The organism is Vibrio sp. L85, assembly GCF_963871815.1.
GTDB lineage: Bacteria > Pseudomonadota > Gammaproteobacteria > Enterobacterales > Vibrionaceae > Vibrio > Vibrio harveyi.
The window spans coordinates 368,477-388,860 of record NZ_CAWMYL010000022.1 but is presented as its reverse complement, the minus strand read 5'-3'; the positions used below and the strand labels follow the sequence as shown (position 1 = coordinate 388,860).

The following is a 20,384-nucleotide window of genomic DNA, read 5'->3' as shown; positions in this document are numbered from 1 at the left end:
CGAGCTTAAGCAATACTTAAGTATTTATGAGTTTGAACTGACAAGCGCCAGTTACGTGCCACGCAAGTATCAATACAAAGCTGTGTTGCTCTTGGCTTTTGGCTAATTGGTTGCAGAGCGATGATGGTTTTTGAGTCTATATCGGCCATCGTAAGCAAGTCATCAAGATGATCGATATCTTTTTGTGTGCCAACAGGATGCTTAATTTCATTTGCGCGCTCCAACGCACTTTTAAGTACAGGCAATTTACCTTTCATCGCGACTTTAGGTGACACGGTCACCCAAGTATTTTCTGAAGTAACGACTTCTGAAGTGCCGCTGGTTTCAATTTGGCACTGGCAACCCATATCTTCAAATGCTGCGGTTAAATCACGCAAATCATAAATGCAGGGTTCACCGCCAGTGATCACAATGTGCTGAGCATTGAAGCCTTGCTTTTTGTATTCTGCTACGATGTCTTGTGCTGAAGCGAAACACCATGTTGGGGAGTCCTCTGTTTTCACCAAGATATCGCCAATCTGGCGTTGGTCTTTCTCTTCTGCGTACCAAGTTTGCTTTGTATCGCACCAAGAGCATCCTACCGGACATTCTTGCAAACGCACGAAAACTGCTGGCACACCAGTGAAAACCCCTTCCCCTTGGATGGTTTCAAACATCTCATTTAGCTTATACAACGTAGAACTCACTCAACTCATAATACTTCGAGGCGAAGACCTTAATGGAGAGGCGCACTCAGGTCAATTTAAACCAAAAATAAATTGTTAAAATAGGTCTTTTTGTAGTTTCATACACGAGTTCCCAATTTTTAAGGTAAGTAAAGATGTACAAACTGATCGCCCTAGATATGGACGGTACGTTGCTAAACAGCGACAAAGTAATTTCAGAAGAGAACAAGCAAGCCATCACTAAGGCTCGTCAAGCAGGTGTGACCGTTGTACTTGCATCAGGTCGCCCTCTTGAAGGTATGCAAGACAAATTGGATGAGTTGAACATCAACTCTGATAAAGACTTTGTACTGTATTACAACGGTTCTATGGTGAAGAACATTGGCACCAATGAAATCATCCACCAGCAAATCATCGATGGTAAAGCAGCAAAGAAAATCGCTCGCAAAGCAAAAGAACTTGGGGCGTACGTTCATGCATTCAGTCAAGAACACGGTTTAATTACTGAAGAAAACAACCCATACACTGATATCGAGGCAAAAATTAATGGTCTTGATGTCACTGAAATGAACTTCGAGTCACTTTCTGATGATCACGCCATCATCAAAGCGATGATGGTTGCAGAGCCAAGCAAACTTACCGAAGTGATAGCAGCGCTACCGTCAGATCTAAGAGAAGAATTCACCGTAGTACAAAGCGCACCGTTCTTCTTAGAGTTTTTGAATCCATCAAGTAATAAAGGCATCGGTGTTTCAGCAATCGCAGAATACTTAGGTATCAAAGCTGAAGAAGTGATTTGTATGGGCGATGCCGAGAACGACCATCACATGCTTCAATATGCGGGTCTTGGTATTGCAATGGCGAACGCGATGGAAGAGACAAAAGAAATCGCAGACTACATCGCTGAGAGCAACGATGAACACGGCGTAGCAAAGTCTATTGAGAAATTCGTTTTGAACGCTTAACAAATCTGAAGCAAACGCCAATTAAAAAACCTCGCTATTAAGCGAGGTTTTTTATTACTCTGCGTGCTTGTTTTTACACGTTAGTTTTCTCGCTAACACAATAAATGTCAGCATCAATAGAGGATAATGGAAGGTGCTAAACACCAAAGACCAAAATCCGCTAAATGAAACCGTTGTGCTCAAGTAAAGATACAATTGCTCAACCAGCAATAACGCCAGAATCACAAACAACATCTGTTGACGGTCAAAACGTATTTCTGACTCTTTGAAGGTCATCACCAGCGCTGACGCAGTAATCAGAATCGCTAACCAGCTAGTAAATACGGGCAACGGCCAAATGACAGAAATCACTGCGGTAATCGCAGTCATCGTAAACCAAACACTTTTTGAACTCAGTAACTTGTCTACGTCCACATCGGGGTTGCCTTCGAGTCGGAGCACATGCCATGCAACCAAAGACCCCAACAAAGCACCAATCAACATATCTAGGATAAATGCAGTACCAAGGAAGAACTTACAAGCCAGTACGGTCAAAGTCACAAGGGCAACAAGCAATGTGATTCGGTTTAGACCAAAGGTATTTGTTCTTTGGAACATAAACGTCATCACACAAAACCACACCGCTACCGGCAAACTTGGAAAACTAAAGCCAAAGCTTTGAGTTAACTCTGCCATTGGTACATATACATGCGGTCTTGGTAGTGAGAACCCCTGTTGAGCCACGAGAGTCATCAACGAAGTTGCGGTAACAGCAAAGAACAGCCGATATACAAAACGACTATCGAAACGCATCATCACGAATGGAAACAAGAACAACAAAAATGTTGGATTGCTCAAACTCGTAATTAGGTCTGCGATTTCACACGCCGTATCACGACTACTCGATGAAAACGAACCTACCCAACTCTGTAGATCCATCATCCAAGACAACTCCAGTTGACGGAAATTGGGCGCTGACTCAATTAACTGTTCAACATAAACGACAGGTTGTTCAGTCGCTCTAGTGTAGAACTCGCCTACATCTTTCCACTGCTCAGGATAACGGTACAAAGAGGCTGACATGTTACTCGGGCTCACTAGCATCGCAGAAGCGACTTCAACGCCATAATGAGGAGCAAACCAGATAGGTAACTCATTACCATCAATTTTATTGGTCATCGAAAACGCAATTACGTCTGAATCCGATACACAATCAAAGAAAACAGCAGTATCTGTTCTACCTAACTCTTCACCAACAGTAACAACTAAACCGGTTTCTTCCCACGTTTCTCTCTGCGCAGCAAGTTTAGGCGATTCACCTTGAATAATGGTGCCACCAGGAAGGGAAATTTTATTCGTTAATATCTCGTGGATTAATACTAATTTGTTATCTGCGCGAACAACACAAAGCGCCCCTTTCACATCTTCTGGAAGAGGATTCGCGGCAGACAAAGGAGAAACAAACAGTGAAATGGAATACAGGATGAGAAAAAACAACTGTCTCAGCACAAAATACAACCTTTAAAAGAGGAAGAATCACACCGTCATGATGGCAGGGTTGCCAATATTTTTCGACATAAATTAAGTAACCAGTTGTACATTTGGCGAACATGTCAAAAAAGACTTAATGATACTTTTCAAAATAATTCTGACAGAAATCAGACATAACTCGAAACATTGGCTGCAATTTTGCCAGTTATATTAATTTAACGTCAGGGTAATTTATATGGATTTTACGCGTTCTCAGAAATGACACAACAAAAGAGCGCTTATGATCAATGATAAAATAACCTCTTACGCCCTGATCTTCATTACAAGGAATCTCGACTGTATTCCCATGGAGAGACACTGCGAAAAAACATATGTGGTATGCTGCTGATAACTGATTATGAGAAAACACGCAAATATTCTTTCCGCCATGACAAGGACGCAAATATGAGTTTCATGATCGAACATTGGGATTTTTCGAATGAAAGACCAACTAAAAAAGAGAACTCAACTGACACCATAGAAACTAATCATTGGTATCACTGCGAAAGAGGACACTTCGCGATCCGAGATTGGCTATCGCTCAACGCAATACCACGAGCAACAATAGACAATCTACTTGCAGACGAGAGTCGCCCCTCTTTCCATCAATTAGATGGGGAGAACTTTTTGCTCATTTTGCGCGGAGTCAATATGAATGCCAACGCTTCACCAGAAGACATGCTCAGTATCCGAATCCTTTATTACAACGGCGCATTAATCTCAACACGTAAAACCCCATCTCGAGCAATCATGGATATCAGAGAAGCCCTCGCAGAACAAAAGGGACCACAGAGTTTAGCCAGTTTGTTAAACCACGTAATCGATGGACTTAATGGAAAAATTGATACCTATTTAGACTTTATTGAAAACACGTTAAATGGGTTCGATGTAAGTGATGAATCAACTTATAATCACATATCCGCACAAAAAGCACTGATATCAATAAAGCGATTTATACGCCCACAACAATACGCAATTCGAGATTTGATAGAGTCTGACGTACCGTTAGTCGCAACAAGAACACACCAATATCGATTTGCACATAACAACATCATCCGGATCAATGAGACAATCGACTTCTTTCTTGGCGAGGTTGAATTGTTTCAAGAAGAAATCAGACATAGACGAGAACAAAAGACTAACAAGAATAGCTACCTATTCACCTTAGTAGCCACCATATTCCTACCAACCAGTTTTTTGACTGGCTTACTGGGCATCAATATCGGTGGCATGCCTGGTGTAGACTCTGCTACGGCATTCACATGGTTTTGCGTGGCTCTTGGTGTAATTTTTGGGCTAGAAGTGATTCTACTAAAGCACTTAGGCTTCACTAGCAAGCATGAGTAACAATCCAACAATCACAAAACGCTGACTATGTACAATCGGTAAAAAGCCCCTAACCGTTTGAATACAGAGGCTTGGTATCACATCAATTAAAAGATGAATGAACAAAGCCTCGTTATTTGAATATGTGACTTAAGCGCGCACGCCAATGTATATGAACCCTACCCCATGGAGCTTTCGTAATCTCTCCACGACTCGCATCCGAATTAAGATCCAATCGCTTTCGAACATCGAAACTGCAGAAACCAAATACAGCACTAAGACAGGTATCTTCGTAAAGGTTAGGATTAACACTACCAACAGTAATAGCTTCTGCACGAGCCGAACCTGTCATCAAGAAAAACAGCAACAGCGCTTTGAGCAAGTTCTTATTCATAATAATCCTGTTAGCTAATCACATGAGCCAAATGCATTCTATGAAAAAGCGTTCCAGCTTCGTTGAGTAAGATCAAAACTACTTCAGTCCAACCGTGAAAGGGGGAGAAATAAGGTACGAGCCCCTCTCTTTTACATCCTTATCGTATTGAGCCTACGAACATGAAGAACTGGTAAGCATCCAGCAGACTTTACAGATGCTTTATAACATCCCACCTTGCGGAACCTCGCAACCGATTAGAGTACGACGACTCTCAAAGAGTTCATATATATGTGTTCACGACTCTTTCCTTTTCTGGTGCATTCTGCATCTTTACGCCTAATATTAAATTGCAACAACTAAAACATTTGATCTCATTAATAGTTCATTGAACTTGAATCATATAATGACAGAAAATGGATGACTAAATCTAACCCAATGAAAGTATCGGTTAATCGAAGCAGCACTGACACTAAAAAGCTAAATGGTAGGTTCGCAATCACTACCACGCTATCCATTGGTTTCATCTTCAATACCTCTTGCCAAGCCGACTCGTTGGACAACGATATCAGTAAGCTCCTCCAACAACGCTTTTCTGTGGCTGTCTTGTTGTCCGATACCGATGCAATCGCTTTTGGTATTGGAGACTTTGACCCCAATTCGTTGTTTGATACCGCCAATTCAGAACTTGGGACCGAGGAATCAGTCAATGAACGGCGAAACAAGTCCGTTTATGTCTTACCTTACACAACCAACTTTAAGATAGAGGATAGCGAAGATTCGCACGAATTATCCTTTAAAGCCTTCGCGATAAAAACGAAGTATGATCTGAAACTATTCGATACAAGCAAAGATACCTTAAAAGAAAGCACATACGGTACATCGATCGGGTATGGCTACATACATAAAGCAAACCAGAAGATCACACTAAGCACCAGAGCTACCGCACACCTCATGCGTTATGAAAACTCCTTCTCCACCGACAATGCTCTGTCATTCATCATTGGAAAATTCCTAGACGGACGCGCTGTAAATGTTTCTGCATGGTCTGCTATTATCCAGCCGTCAGTTAAAGCCAAGTACACGCAACCAACTAACTGGGGTAAATGGCATGTGAGCTCTACATTAAATTCATTTATTGGTCGTAGTTGGGGTAGCGCAAATAACGGTAACATAGGCAATCCGAAAGGATGGTACCTGTCTAATGAAGTCACAGGTTACTACAACATCTACCACGGCAAGCAAGCTTTGTTTAGTGGGATAAAAAGAGTCGACTTATCGCGTGATTTAAACAATGAACTCGGTAGCCCTCATTATTACGAAGCCTCTATAGGATGGTTGTTTTATTCGCCAAAACCTTTTGATTGGGTAGACAACTTTGGCGTAGGTGTAAATTTAAACTTTGGTTCGAGCCTGAGAGGTGGCAGTATCCAGCTTTACTTTAATAAATAAACGCTATTATTTTACCGTTGACGGTTTGTAAAAAACGATACTGATCATAGCCTTACTTCCACCTGTGCTGAATGTATGGGTTAGCATTTCCTTAAACACCATACTTCCAAGCTTTATGCTAACGACTTTCTTAACCAATGAATATGATGCCCAAAACCTTGGTTCTCATAGAGAGAAATCGCTGTCTGGTTAAAGTCCCAAACCTCAACAAACATCTGTTTCACTCCATAATCAACGAATGTCGCCTCTATCTTTTCAATCAAAGCCTTTGCGGTACCTTGCTTACGATATTCGGGTAAGACGTATAGCTCATCAACACTTCCCATCATGACAGGTTTACTAACCGTAGAGATAAGCTCGCAGAAATGCCCAGATACAAAGCCGACGATCTCACCCTCTACTCTAGCGACATACACCAAACATTCAGGATTATCGAGATAGCGAGCAATACTCTTTTCTTGTTCGATTTCTTCTGCGGTTTTAAACAGCTCTGGAGATTGGATATGGTGCTCATCATGCAGTTCGAACATCAAATCATTGAGTTGTTCAAGATCGTCAAAAAGCGCTGGTTTGATTACAAAAGTAGACATAGGAAAAGAAGCCAAAAACAGGAATCCATATAGTGTGTGTTTAAACACGAGATTAGGCAAGCAGGAATGCAAAAGCCTCTTGCCGACAAAGCAAGAGGCTTCGATATTTACGATTGGTCGCAGCTAATCTAAGATCGTGCTTAATTAAAATCGTACTTAACTAGCCACGTTTAAGCACTCGTTCGATTTCGCCTAAACTGGATGGATCATCAATGGTTGATGGCACCACGTATTGCTCACCATCGGCTATTTGACGAATGGTTCTTCGCAAAATTTTGCCTGAGCGTGTCTTTGGCAAACGGTCCACAACCAGCGCATGTTTAAAGCAAGCCACAGCACCAATCTCGTTGCGCACTTTACCCACCAGCTCACCTTCTAGCGTTAGATCATCAATCTTCACACCATCTTTGAGAACCACAAAGCCAAGTGGTAGCTGCCCCTTTAACTCATCGTGAATACCGACTACCGCGCATTCCGCAATCGCCGGGTGACCACCCACGATTTCTTCCATTTCGCCGGTAGACAGGCGGTGGCCTGCAACGTTAATAACGTCATCAATACGACCCATGATAAACAGGTAACCTTCTTCATCTAAGTAACCACCATCTCCCGATACGTAGTAACCCGGAAATTGACTTAGATAACCGGTTTCAAAGCGGTCATGGTTGCGCCAGACAGTTGGTAGACAGCTTGGTGGTAATGGGCGTTTCAATGCCACAAAACCTTGCTGATTTGCTCCTACTGGCATGCCCATTTCGTTGAGAATCTCTACCTGATAGCCAGGAATTGGCTTGGTAGCAGAGCCTGCTTTTACTGGCATTACCTCGATACCGGTCGGATTGCCCGCGATCGCCCATCCGGTCTCCGTTTGCCACCAGTGGTCAATGACCGGCTTATCTGCTTTGCTTTCGACCCACTCTAGTGTTGGTGGGTCAAGACGTTCACCTGCCATGAAAATAGAATCAAGGTTCGACAAGTCGTATTGCTTAATGAACTCGCCTTCTGGATCTTCTTTCTTAATTGCACGGAAAGCGGTTGGCGCTGAGAAAAGCACATCCACTTTGTATTCATCACAAACACGCCAGAATGCACCCGGGTCCGGTGTTCTCACCGGTTTGCCTTCGAATAGAATTGTTGTACAGCCATGAATCAACGGTGCGTACACAATATAGGAGTGACCAACGACCCACCCTACATCCGATGCAGCCCAGAACACACCATCTTGAGGAATGTTATAAATCGACGTCATCGAATATTTCATCGCCACGGCATGACCACCATTATCACGCACCACGCCTTTTGGTTTACCTGTTGTGCCAGAGGTATACAAAATATAAAGAGGATCTGTCGCAAGCACAGGGACACACGCATGAGGCAAAGCTTGCGCGTATTCTTGCTGCCAATCTAAATCACGCTCAAGATTAAGATCTGCTTCGCACTGTGGGCGCTGAAGAACAAAGACTTTCTCTGGCTTCCAACGGCTGTCCATAATGGCTTTATCAACCATTGGTTTGTACGGGATCACCTTGTTAATTTCGATGCCACAAGACGCCGTCATGATGACTTTAGGTTCCGCATCTTCAATTCGAACGGCAAGCTCATTCGGGGCAAAACCGCCAAACACCACCGAGTGAATCGCGCCCAATCGAGCACACGCTAACATCGCCATTGCTGCTTCTGGGATCATCGGCATATAGATGACCACACGATCGCCTTTGGTTACGCCTTGATTAGAAAGCATGCCCGCGATTTTTGCCACTTGGTCGCGCAGAGCTTGATAGCTGTAAGTTTGTTTTTGACCCGTCACTGGCGAATCATAAATCAGTGCGGTTTTATCCCCCCGTCCTTGCTCGCAATGATAATCCAAGGCGAGCCATGATGTGTTCAATACGCCATCAGGAAACCAACGTTCAATCCCATGTTCGTCAGCTTGCAAGATGGTATTTGGCGCTTCAAACCAATCGATGTTTTCAGCTTGAGCACGCCAAAAGTTTTCCGGTTCATTTTGTGCCCAAAGGTATTCTTTTTGATATGCAGACATATTGCTTCCTCCAGTATGTCCTGACATTGCTTTTTAATACCAATCGCATTAATTAGATGTTCAGAAGATTGCGTAGGTAAAACCGCTTAGAACAAGGCAAAGATTGCAGCTAGCTAGTTGTTCTACCTACACCTTCTTTTACTAAGAAATAGGTTTAACGAAGTTATCAGCGGTTTTAACAAGCAAGAATCATCAAATAATTGATGTGGTTGGTATAAGTATCACTACCATGCAATTGTGTTATTCAAAGACATTGGAGGGAACACGCACAAAGCCCTCCATCAGTATTCTCGCGCTGCGGCTCATGATGGCTTTCTCAACCACCCAACCTTGTTCTGTTTGTTTGGCTTTCGCACCCACCTTAAGCGTTCCTGATGGATGCCCAAACGTGACAGATTCTTTCTCTCCGCCACCAGCCGCCAAATTGACTAGAGTACCCGGGACGCATGCCGCCGAGGCAATGGCGACTGCTGCGGTTCCCATCATCGCGTGGTGAAGTTTACCCATAGATAAAGCCCGGACGAGAATATCGACCTCACCTGCTTCTACGGTTTTACCACTCGACGATAAATAGGATTTAGGCTGGGAAACAAACGCAATCTTAGGCGTGTGTTGACGTGTTTGAGCCTCTTCGAGCGAATCAATAAGCCCCATTTTTAGCGCGCCATAAGCACGAATGGACTCAAACCTCGCAAGAGCAGATTCATCGTTATTGATGTCATCTTGAAGCTCAGTGCCTTGGTAGCCAAGTGCTTCTGCATCAATGAAGATTGTCGGTATACCTGCGTTGATGAAGGTGGCGTTAAACGTCCCAACATCTGGCACGACCAAATCGTCTACTAGATTGCCGGTTGGAAACATGCTGCCTTCACCATCAGCAGGGTCGACAAAATCAACTTGGATTTCTGCTGCAGGGAACGTCACTCCATCAAGCTCAAACTCCCCTGTTTCTTGAACGAAACCATTTACGATTGGCACATGAATCAATATGGTTTTGCCAATATTTACCTGCCATACACGAACGGTAACGATGCCGTTTGGGGGAATACGATCTTCGTCGATCAACCCTGCATGAATGGCGAAAGGTCCGACTGCGGCAGAAAGATTGCCACAGTTACCACTCCAATCGACAAACGGCTTATCTATCGATACTTGCCCGAACAGGTAATCAACGTCATGATCGGCTCGCTCACTGCGCGACACAATCACAGTTTTACTGGTGCTGGAAGTCGCGCCGCCCATGCCATCAATTTGTTTGGCATACGGGTCTGGGCTACCAATCACACGAAGTAGCAGTTTGTCTCTTGCCTCGCCTGCGACTTGCGCTGGTTGTGGCAAATCTTCAAGGTTGAAGAACACACCTTTGCTCGTACCGCCGCGCATGTAAGTCGCTGGGACTTTGATTTGGCTTTGCATCTTGCTATCCATATCTTGCTCCGTTATTGCGCTATCTATTGCGAGAGGAAATCTTGAGCAAAGCGCTGTAATACACCGCCCGCTTTGTACACGTGGACTTCATCTTCTGTATCGAGTCGACAAGTCACAGGCACATCAACCTTGTCGCCATTAGCACGGGTAATCACCAACGCCAAATCAGCACCAGGAGTGATATCTCCGATCACGTCATAAAGTTCAGTGCCATCTAATTCGAGCGTCTTTCGGTTCACGCCATCTTTAAATTGCAGAGGAAGCACGCCCATGCCAACTAAATTGGTACGGTGAATACGCTCAAAACCTTCCGCGACAATCGCTTCTACACCCGCCAAGCGAACGCCTTTCGCCGCCCAATCTCGCGACGATCCTTGACCATAATCCGCACCTGCGACCACGATAAGCGGCTGCTTGCGATTCATGTAAGTCTCAATCGCTTCCCACATGCGTGTCACTTTGCCTTCAGGTTCGACTCTCGCCAGCGATCCTTGCACGACTTCGCCATTTTCCTTGACCATTTCGTTGAACAGTTTCGGGTTAGCGAAAGTGGCACGCTGCGCGGTTAAGTGATCGCCTCGGTGAGTCGCGTATGAGTTAAAGTCTTCTTCTGGCACGCCCATCTTCGCGAGGTATTCGCCTGCGGCGCTGCTTGCCAAAATCGCGTTCGATGGTGACAAATGGTCGGTCGTAATGTTATCGCCTAAAACGGCAAGAGGACGCATTGAAGACAGAGTTCGCTCACCAGCCAGTGCACCTTCCCCCTCTTTTTGCCAGTAGGGAGGTCGACGGATATACGTACTCATCGGACGCCAATCGTAGAGCGGATTCGGGTTACGAGCCTCATCATTCAGTTTGAACATTTGAATGTAAACTTGATTAAATTGCTCTGGCTTAACGTACTCACCCACCACAGCATCAATTTCTTCATCCGTTGGCCACAAGTCATTGAGATAAACCGGCTTGCCGTCTTTATCTGTACCTAAAGAATCACGTTCGATATCAAAACGAATCGTACCAGCTAACGCGTAAGCAACGACCAAAGGTGGTGATGCTAAGAATGCTTGTTTTGCGTAAGGATGAATTCGACCATCAAAGTTGCGATTCCCAGAAAGTACCGCCGTTGAATACAGATCTCGGTCGATGATCTCTTGTTGGATTTTCGGGTCAAGTGCACCACTCATACCGTTACAGGTTGTACACGCATAAGCCACGATACCAAAACCAAGTTTCTCTAGTTCAGGGAGTAAGCCAGATTCTTCAAGGTAGAGTCGAGCAACTTTAGAACCCGGAGCAAATGAAGACTTCACCCAAGGTTTGCGCACCAAGCCAAGCTCATTCGCTTTCTTAGCGACCAGACCTGCTGCCACAACGTTTCTTGGGTTACTGGTATTGGTACAAGAAGTAATCGCCGCGATGATCACCGCGCCATCTGGAAGCTCGCCTTCCTTCTCTTGCCACTCGCCAGACACACCACGTTCAGCAAGCTCTGAGGTAGGCAAACGACGATGAGGATTAGATGGACCTGCCAAATTGCGCCCGACTTGGGACAAATCAAACTCAAGCACGCGTTCGTAAACCGCCGTGTCTAAATCATCCGCCCACAGACCGGTTTGCTTGGCGTACTTCTCTACCAAGTCGACCTGTTGATCATCGCGCCCTGTCAGTTTGAGGTAATTAATGGTCTGCTCATCAATGTAGAACATCCCAGCGGTTGCGCCGTATTCTGGCGTCATGTTTGAGATGGTCGCGCGGTCGCCGATGGTTAGGTCTCGCGCCCCTTCGCCAAAGAACTCGAGATAGGATGAAACCACACGTTCATTGCGCAGGAACTCGGTAATCGCCAACACGATATCGGTGGCGGTAATACCCGGTTGACGCTTACCAGTCAGCTTCACACCAACAATGTCTGGCAGACGCATCATCGACGGGCGACCAAGCATAACCGTCTCCGCCTCTAAGCCGCCGACACCAATCGCAATAACGCCAAGTGAATCAACGTGAGGAGTGTGACTGTCCGTACCGACACAGGTATCGGGATAAGCAATGCCTTGCTTGGCTTGCACAACCGGAGACATCTTCTCCAAGTTGATTTGGTGCATGATGCCGTTACCCGCAGGAATAACACTGACGTTCTCAAATGCCGTTTTACACCATTCAATAAAATGGAATCGGTCTTCGTTTCTGCGCTCTTCTATCGCGCGGTTTTTCTCAAACGCCTCTGGATCAAAGCCTGCATGTTCAACCGCAAGTGAATGGTCGACAATCAATTGCGTTTCAACCACAGGATTTACTTTCGCTGGGTCACCGCCTTGTTCGGCAATCGCATCACGTAGACCAGCAAGGTCGACCAATGCGGTTTGCCCAAGGATGTCATGACAAACTACGCGCGCCGGATACCAAGGGAAATCGAGGTCACGCTTGCGTTCAATCAACTGTTTTAAGCTATCAGTGAGCGTATTTGGATCGCAGCGACGAACCAACTGTTCGGCTAAAACGCGTGAGGTGTATGGGAGCTTTTCATAGGCTCCAGGAGAAATATCGTTAACTGCTTCTCGGGTGTCAAAATAATCGAGTTGGGTTCCCGGGAGCGGCTTACGATATTGAGTATTTATATTTGTGGTGATGCTCATGGGCTTGCTTCCGCTTTAGTGTACATCTTGTGCCTGAACGCACCGCGATACTGTTTTTGAAATAGATTCGCGGTGAAAGAGACGCCCCTTGTGATTGCCATCAAGACAAAACTCACAAAGAGGCGTCACGCGCTAGCGTTGTTCGATTGGCACCCAGTCTTGATGATCCGGTCCGGTATAATCCGCACTTGGACGAATGATTCGGTTGTTCGCACGTTGTTCATACACGTGCGCCGCCCAACCTGTCAGTCGACTCATCACAAAGATTGGTGTAAACAATTTGGTCGGAATATCCATGAAGTGGTAAGCCGAAGCATGGAAGAAGTCGGCATTACAGAACAGACCTTTCTCGCGCTTCATGACGGATTCCACGCGCTCAGAAACCGCGTAAAGATGCGTGTCACCCACCTCTTTCGATAACGCTTCTGACCAACGCTTGATCAATGCATTACGAGGGTCACTTTCGCGATAAATCGCATGACCAAAGCCCATGATTTTGTCTTTATTCTCTAGCATCTGCAGAATATTGGCTTCTGCTTCATCTGGCGTTTGCCAATCTTGAATCATTTCCATCGCTGCTTCGTTTGCACCGCCATGAAGTGGGCCACGCAGCGTACCGATAGCAGCCGTGATGCAAGAATGAAGATCAGAAAGCGTAGAAGCACATACGCGCGCTGCAAATGTTGAGGCATTAAACTCATGCTCTGCATAAAGAATCAAAGAACAGTGCATCACCTTTTTGTGGGTTTCGCTTGGTGCTTTATCGGTAAGCAGTTTTAGGAAGTAGCCGCCAATGCAGTCTTCGCTGTTATCGTGCGTTTTGATTCGCACGCCATCGTGGCTGAAGCGATACCAGTAACAGATGATCGCAGGGAAAAGCGCCAGCATGCGCTCAGTAGCATAGAGCTGTTGCTCAAAGTCCATTTCTTGCTCTAAGTTACCCAGCATAGAGCAACCTGTGCGCATAACATCCATTGGGTGAGCATCAGCAGGGATCAGCTCTAACGCTTGCTTAAGCTCCGCTGGTAAGCCACGCAAGCTCAGTAGATGTGTCTTGTAGGCGTCTAGTTCTTGTTGATTAGGCAAGTGACCGCGTAACAGCAAATGCGCCACTTCTTCAAATTGAGCATGATTTGCCAAGTCCGTAATATCGTAACCACGATACGTTAGACCCGTCCCCGTTTTACCGACAGTGCATAAAGCTGTGCTTCCAGCGCTTTGACCACGTAGACCTGCGCCACCTATCTCAGCTTTCTTTTCTACAGAATGAGGCATTGTTGAACTCCTTTTCTGTCTGACTTGGCTCTCTTAATGGGCTCTTTTGAATCAGACAATTTTCACGTTATTGGATTAGAGATTCTTTTCTTGGGCTTCCGTTTGTTTCTTTATTGACCTTATTTACCCTCGGAGAACAGCTTGTCTAACTTATTCTCGTAGTCGTGGTAATTAAGGTGCTCATACAGCTCTTTTCGTGTCTGCATTGAATCAAGCATCGCTTCTTGGTTGCCTACTTCAAGCAAGTGTTTGTAAACCATCTCAGCCGCTTTGTTCATCGCACGGAATGCACTCAATGGGTACAAAACCATGTCCACTTTGGATTGGGCTAGCTCTTCACAGCCGTATAATGGCGTTTGTCCAAACTCAGTAATGTTGGCAAGAATTGGAACGTGCTTCCCTGTCGCGTCTTCGAGCGCTGCCGAGAACTGTTGATATTGGTCGAGCTGATTCATTGCTTCTGGGAAGATCATATCTGCGCCCGCTTCCACACATGCAATCGCACGTTCAATCGCACTGTCCATGCCTTCAACCGCTAACGCATCAGTACGAGCCATAATGACAAAGCTCTCATCATTACGTGCATCCACCGCCGCTTTCACTCGATCAACCATTTCTTGTTGGCTAACAATCGCTTTGTTTGGACGATGACCACAGCGCTTCTGTGCTACTTGGTCTTCCATATGCACAGCCGCCGCGCCCGCTTTTTCCATCGCCTTGATAGTGCGTGCGATGTTAAAAGCGCCACCAAAGCCGGTATCGATATCGACCAATAACGGCAAATCACACGCGTTGGTGATACGGTCTACATCGACTAAAACATCGTTCAGTGTCGTAATGCCAAGATCTGGCAAGCCGTAAGACGCGTTAGCGATGCCGCCACCCGACAAATAGATAGCTTGGTGACCCAAATTTTTCGCCATCATGGCGCAGTATGGGTTAATGGTGCCGACGATCTGCAGCGGGTTGTTTTGCTCAATGGCGAGTCTGAACTTCGCCCCCGGAGATAAGCTCATGACAATTTCCTTCTAGTCTTGTTCTCTATCTTTACTTTCAGAATGTAAAATCTGTAATTCGATTAGTTTTCGGCTGCCTGAGATGTGCCTTCTCATCAGCATTTCTGCCAGTTCTTCATCACGGTTGCGAATCGCTTGCAGAATGAATTTGTGCTCGTTGAGTGCTTCATTAGGACGAGATTGCGCACGCGGTGATTGGTAACGATACATGCGCAGCAAGTGATACAGCTCGTCGCAAAGCAAAGAGATAAGCTTGCTGTTTCGACTCGCTTGAATGATTCGATAATGGAAGTCGAAGTCACCATGCTGGTGGAAGTAAGACGATCCTTCGACTTCGTCGATATGTTTGGAATGTGTCGACAATAGCATTTCCAAACTCAGTAACTCTTCTTGAGTGATATAGCGAGCCGCTAGCCTTGCCGCCATGCCCTCTAATGCTTCGCGGACGGAATACAATTCGATGAGTTTTTCTGGAGAGAAAGTGATCACACGAGCGCCAACATGCGGAATGCGCTCAATCAAGCCAAGCCCTTCAAGACGCATCATGGCTTCACGTAAAGGACCTCTACTCACTTGATATTTCTTGGCTAATTCAGGCTCTGAGATTTTACTGCCCGGTTCAATTTCACCACTCACAATCGCTTCCACTAACGATTCGGTCAGCGATTCAGATTTAGTGTGCTCCTTCTCAGAGACAGTCACTTTATGACGAGTTTTCAATTCTGTATTCATATTCAAGGCACTCGTATTTAGAAATCAAAGTGTCAACAATTTGTTAACTTGAATATAAAATAGACGATCAGATTGTCGACAATCAAGCAAATTGTCGACAATTTAGACTAAGGTATAGTGCTATTGAGTAGTTTATGAGTGGATAAATAGAAAATTTAATGAGAGTAAGTAGAAATTGTCGACAATAAAAACTCAATAAATTCAGCAAGTAAAAAGAATTAGGGAGCACAACAGCTCCCTACTTGGGTTTAATTTGCTAACGAACGGTCGGATTTGCCTAGTTGACCAGTTTGTAGGTTAAGTCTTTTTCATCCAACAAACCGGATTCAACTAGGTTTCGCTCTAGCATCATATCTTGCAGTTGTTTCAGAGAATTGATGTTGCCGTAACTACGGCGGATCTGGTCAAACGCTTCTTCCAGTTGCGGTAAGTTTTGTGCATTCATCTGGTCGGTAGTCGCTTCAGAAGCCGCCAAGAACCACTCTACATCATTGGTGATCTCTTGCACTTGAATCAGGCTTTCACGCAATTTCGCTTGGTAATGCTCGACCTCTTTGATGGCAGAAAAGAACTCCGTCCATGCTTGCATGTTGTCGATAGCAGATGTGGAAGACATGGTAGTTTTGTTGAGCTTCACACGGGACTCATTGATCGCCTCTTTCAGCTTGAATAAACGCAAACTGAGTTCATCAGAACGCTTTGGCAGTAACTTAACTTCGTACTTCACCAGTTTACGAATCGCATGAATGTGTTCATCACGCTTACGCGCCGAAAGCGCCAGGAACTCATGATCGACTTTTCCGACTGAGTTGGTTTTGAGTTGTTTACGAGCAGATTCAATTTTTTTATTAAGAAGAGATTTTACGCCTTTCTTTGAGCCCTCTTCCCATGCTTTACGAGAAGCGGCTTTTAACGCTGCGCCACCTGCAACTTCCAACAGGGCTGCACCTTCTTTCGAGCCGGGAAATGGAATCATCCCAATACCAGTCCTTACCCCTTTTTGTGCAATATCCATCGCGACCATTTTCTTGTCGCGTTTCACCCAGTTCTTGGCAGATTGGTATTTATTACCGAATTTTCTCGCCCAACTTTTGTGATATGACTTACTGTCCTTTTCTACATTTTGCAAAAATTCTTTTGCCATCTTTTTTGCATTTTGACTCGCCATAAAGAACTCCTTTTCTTTTAATAAATCGAATAGCGAATAAGATCTAATACTGCTATTTTTTGAGTAATTTGATTAATAATAGTATTTATATTTCAAATTTTTATTATTGAAAAGTTCAAGCATAAGGATATGCAATGGCTGATAAATACAGCAGTTCGGCTAGTTTGATGTCTGCAAAAGACTCAAGTAATCAAGAACATATCATAAGTAATGCAACAATAAAGCAAGCCTTGTCAGAGCCCTTCGAAATCAAAGCAATGCTGATATCCAGTGGCTTTGACATGCAAGATCAACTGGGTCAGTTCCTTACCATAAACCGTTATTTCAACGAATCTGGCAGCAATACACTCAATCGTTCCTACAATGGAGTTGTGACATTGATCCAACATTTAGGAATGGATTCTAATTTGCAGAATCACCAATATGAAATAACACTTAAACCGTGGTTTTGGTTATTAAAACACACACATTCTTTCCGGGTTTATCAAAATCAATCCACACAAGAAATTGTCAGTGATATTTTCGATAACGCTGGTTTCAAGGGTAACTATAAAATATCCAGTATGCCTTCGACCAAGCGTGAATATTGTTTGCAATATAACGAATCGGATTTTGACTTCGTTTCTCGCCTGCTCGCTGAAGAAGGCGTTCATTATTATTTTGAGCATGCGAGTGGTTCACACACTATGATTTTGCAAGATGCTCAAACCCCATTTGATAAAGCCAGCACAGCGAAATTTGATATGAAGGAAACGCCGACAGGCTCACTTCCTTTGCTTGAAGATTGGTGCCCTACCGTTGCCTTTCATGGCGCGAGTGTTGAGTTATCAAGCTACGATTATTCGCAGACGAAACTCATCACCAGCGGCAGTAAAACCTCCAGCAATACCATTGCCAACAACACTAAACTCGCCAACACGCGTTACCCGACTTTGGGCATCAGCGGGGACATGACTGATCTCTCTAGCAATCTTGCCAAACGACGAATCGAGTATGTTGAGCAGGATTACCAAAGCGTCATTGCCAGCGCAAAACACGATCTCTTCGAGCTCGGTACTTACTTCTCGCTCTCAAGCCATCTAGACAAAGATCAACTTGGTGACTTTTCTGTCATCAGTATGGAAGTGGAATACACTGAAAGTGCAGAGAGCAGTACCAGACTGAAATTGATCCCAAAAGATACCCCTCACTACCCTCAACCTCGCTCAAAACAAGTGGTTCAGGGCTTGCAGAGCGCAGTCGTTGCTGGCTCAACCGCGGGTGATATTAATCAGGATGAACAAGGTCGTGTGCGTATTCAGTTCCAATGGGATACAGACGCAACTGGCGACAAAACCAGTTGCTATGTTCGTGTCGCACAAATGCTTGCGGGAAGTGGTTACGGTGCTCAGTTTGTGCCGCGTGCCGGACAAGAAGTGCTGGTCTCTTTCATCGATGGCGATCCAGATAGACCTATCATCACGGGCAGCGTTTACAACAGCAAAAATGCCCCGCCTTATGCCGAAGCCAATACAACAAAGTCTGGCATCAAAACTCAACTTTCTGGACAGAGTAACGAGCTCTACTTCGATGATAAAAAAGACAATGAACTGCTTTACCTTCATGCAGCCAAAGACCTGACGCAAGAAGTTGAAAACAACCAAACCGAAACCATCAAGGGTGAATTAAGCCAAACAGTCACCAAAGCGGTATCCGTGTCGACAGAAGACAACTACTCGCTGAGCGTTACCAAAGCACTGAGCGAAAAAGCCAAGTCGATTTCGATTGAAGCTGACGATTCTATCGAGCTCAAAGTTGGCTCAAGCAAAATAACCCTGTCCTCATCATCCATTGCCATTGAAGCAACCAATATCGACGTCAAAGCCAGCAGCGCGCTGAATTTGGAAGGGACCAACGTCACCAGCAAAGCCACTTCAGCCAACAAAGTTTCTGGCACCACGACCGCGCTTGAAGCTACCAGTTCAAACAGCATTTCTGGCTTGAGTATTTCCATCAAAGCAGACACCACGCTCTCTGCAGAGGGCTCTTTGAGTGCCGAGTTTAAATCGGGGCTCAAAGCGACATTTGATGGCGGCGTAATGGGTGAAGTGAAAGGCGCAATTGTAAAGGTTAACTAATGAAATATAAGAAGATTCCATACCAAACGGCTGGGCAAATACTACCGAGATTTAAAGCCAGCGACGAAGCAAAGGCACTACTCGACGAGGAAACCAGCATCAGCGATGCAATTCAATCACTCACAGACAAAGAGCTCTACAACGATCTCGTGCAGTTTTTGACGCACGCTCTACCCGTACGTGAGGCAATTTGGTGGGGAGCGTTGTGTTTAAATCAACGCAATGAGGAATGGTCACCACTTCAAAAACAGAGTGTCGAAACTTGCATGGCTTGGGTGCGTTCACCCTCCGAAGAATTACGCCGTAAAGCGGAACACCTATCTCACCGACTAGAACTAAACTGCGGGCCATCTTGGCTTGCTCAAGCGGTATTTTGGAATGGTTCTGGCAGCATCGTTGCACCAGATATTCCACCCGTTATGCCTGATCCATTTTTGTATGCCAAAGCTACTGCAGGTGCGATAAATCACGCAGCTGCCCTTCCTGAATGGGACAAAACTAAACCTTATTATCAAGCCGCAATCGCGATGGCGCTTGATATCGCTGCAGGCGGTCAAGGCACTTCAGATAACCAATCACAAACTGCAGTACAAGGAGAAGTACGATGACGTTACCTGCTGCTCGTATCACTGACATGCATGTATGCCCAATGCAGACACCAGCAACCCCACCAATTCCTCATGTGGGTGGTCCGGTCACCGGCCCCGGGGCACCTACTGTGTTGATCGGTAGCTTACCGGCCGCGACAGTAAGTGACGTTTGCGTGTGCGTTGGAACCCCAGATTCTATCGCGATGGGAAGCACGACCGTGCTATTAAGCAATAAGCCTGCCGCCCGAATGGGAGACACCACTTCTCATGGTGGCAGTATTGTTGCCGGTATGCCCACAGTGCTTATAGGGGGATAAAACCTCTTTATAAATCAGGATATTATATTGATAGGTGTATTCCTCCGACCAATTTTTTGGATCGACATCTTAGTTTTTATTAAATAGTTAATTTTTATCGGCTATTTAGGAAAATCCTCACTAGACTGAAGTTTACAAACTATGAAACCAGAGGAACGGAATTATCTCTGGCTTAATAAAACAATAA

General features: G+C 45.1%; 16 protein-coding genes. 6 read left to right on the top strand and 10 right to left on the bottom strand.

Annotation, left to right across the window (positions count from 1 at the left end; genetic code table 11):
- Nucleotides 1-5: 5 nt before the first annotated feature.
- Nucleotides 6-656, bottom strand: a complete 651-nt coding sequence (gene queE / locus AACR11_RS06350; RefSeq protein WP_029789727.1) for a 7-carboxy-7-deazaguanine synthase QueE — start codon at nt 654-656, stop codon at nt 6-8.
- 164 nt (nt 657-820) lie between these two features.
- Here queE and AACR11_RS06345 point away from each other — a divergent pair, with 164 nt between their 5' ends.
- On the top strand, nt 821-1,630 hold the full coding sequence (locus tag AACR11_RS06345) for a Cof-type HAD-IIB family hydrolase (RefSeq protein WP_005451965.1): 810 nt from the start codon (nt 821-823) through the stop codon (nt 1,628-1,630).
- 54 nt (nt 1,631-1,684) lie between these two features.
- On the opposite strand, the gene AACR11_RS06340 is transcribed toward AACR11_RS06345, so the two are convergent.
- Complete coding sequence (locus tag AACR11_RS06340; RefSeq protein WP_029789728.1) at nt 1,685-3,118, bottom strand: bifunctional NUDIX hydrolase/phosphatase PAP2 family protein; 1,434 nt, start codon at nt 3,116-3,118, stop codon at nt 1,685-1,687.
- 426 nt (nt 3,119-3,544) lie between these two features.
- Between AACR11_RS06340 and AACR11_RS06335 the strand changes: the two genes are divergently transcribed.
- Both AACR11_RS06335 and AACR11_RS06330 read left to right on the top strand, forming a co-directional pair.
- Entirely contained in the window at nt 3,545-4,486 is a 942-nt protein-coding gene (locus tag AACR11_RS06335) for a CorA family divalent cation transporter (protein WP_029789729.1), read from the top strand.
- A gap of 772 nt (nt 4,487-5,258) precedes the next feature.
- Entirely contained in the window at nt 5,259-6,290 is a 1,032-nt protein-coding gene (locus tag AACR11_RS06330) for a Solitary outer membrane autotransporter beta-barrel domain (RefSeq protein WP_029789731.1), read from the top strand.
- Between the two features lie 113 nt (nt 6,291-6,403).
- Here AACR11_RS06330 and AACR11_RS06325 read toward each other — a convergent pair whose 3' ends face one another.
- The 8 genes from AACR11_RS06325 to AACR11_RS06290 all read right to left on the bottom strand — a co-directional run bounded on the left by AACR11_RS06325 (nt 6,404) and on the right by AACR11_RS06290 (nt 17,173).
- Nucleotides 6,404-6,880 (bottom strand): GNAT family N-acetyltransferase, encoded by a 477-nt coding sequence (locus AACR11_RS06325; protein ID WP_005451956.1) that lies wholly within the window; start codon nt 6,878-6,880, stop codon nt 6,404-6,406.
- 160 nt (nt 6,881-7,040) lie between these two features.
- Entirely contained in the window at nt 7,041-8,921 is a 1,881-nt protein-coding gene (locus AACR11_RS06320) for a propionyl-CoA synthetase (protein ID WP_029789732.1), read from the bottom strand.
- 240 nt (nt 8,922-9,161) lie between these two features.
- Nucleotides 9,162-10,349, bottom strand: coding sequence for a 2-methylaconitate cis-trans isomerase PrpF (gene prpF, locus AACR11_RS06315; RefSeq protein ID WP_029789733.1), 1,188 nt, complete (start codon nt 10,347-10,349; stop codon nt 9,162-9,164).
- A gap of 23 nt (nt 10,350-10,372) precedes the next feature.
- Nucleotides 10,373-12,982, bottom strand: coding sequence for a Fe/S-dependent 2-methylisocitrate dehydratase AcnD (acnD, locus tag AACR11_RS06310; protein ID WP_029789734.1), 2,610 nt, complete (start codon nt 12,980-12,982; stop codon nt 10,373-10,375).
- Between the two features lie 132 nt (nt 12,983-13,114).
- Nucleotides 13,115-14,257, bottom strand: a complete 1,143-nt coding sequence (gene prpC / locus AACR11_RS06305) for a bifunctional 2-methylcitrate synthase/citrate synthase (RefSeq protein ID WP_029789735.1) — start codon at nt 14,255-14,257, stop codon at nt 13,115-13,117.
- Between the two features lie 119 nt (nt 14,258-14,376).
- Nucleotides 14,377-15,273 carry a methylisocitrate lyase gene (prpB, locus tag AACR11_RS06300; protein WP_009702732.1) on the bottom strand — a complete coding sequence of 299 codons (897 nt, stop codon included), beginning with the start codon at nt 15,271-15,273 and terminating at the stop codon, nt 14,377-14,379.
- 12 nt (nt 15,274-15,285) lie between these two features.
- Nucleotides 15,286-16,005 (bottom strand): GntR family transcriptional regulator, encoded by a 720-nt coding sequence (locus AACR11_RS06295; protein WP_029789736.1) that lies wholly within the window; start codon nt 16,003-16,005, stop codon nt 15,286-15,288.
- Nucleotides 16,006-16,282: 277 nt separating this feature from the next.
- Nucleotides 16,283-17,173 carry a hypothetical protein gene (locus AACR11_RS06290; protein ID WP_029789737.1) on the bottom strand — a complete coding sequence of 297 codons (891 nt, stop codon included), beginning with the start codon at nt 17,171-17,173 and terminating at the stop codon, nt 16,283-16,285.
- 134 nt (nt 17,174-17,307) lie between these two features.
- Here AACR11_RS06290 and AACR11_RS06285 point away from each other — a divergent pair, with 134 nt between their 5' ends.
- From AACR11_RS06285 to AACR11_RS06275, 3 genes are read left to right on the top strand one after another with little or no spacing between them, the layout of a single operon-like run.
- Complete coding sequence (locus tag AACR11_RS06285) at nt 17,308-19,290, top strand: type VI secretion system Vgr family protein (RefSeq protein WP_079325608.1); 1,983 nt, start codon at nt 17,308-17,310, stop codon at nt 19,288-19,290.
- On the top strand, nt 19,290-19,898 hold the full coding sequence (locus AACR11_RS06280) for a DUF6931 family protein (RefSeq protein WP_029789739.1): 609 nt from the start codon (nt 19,290-19,292) through the stop codon (nt 19,896-19,898). The genes AACR11_RS06285 and AACR11_RS06280 overlap by 1 nt, the downstream gene beginning before the upstream one ends.
- Nucleotides 19,895-20,197: a PAAR domain-containing protein gene (locus AACR11_RS06275; RefSeq protein ID WP_005426629.1), complete on the top strand. Its 303-nt coding sequence runs from the start codon at nt 19,895-19,897 to the stop codon at nt 20,195-20,197. The genes AACR11_RS06280 and AACR11_RS06275 overlap by 4 nt, the downstream gene beginning before the upstream one ends.
- The last annotated feature ends 187 nt before the right edge of the window (nt 20,198-20,384 follow it).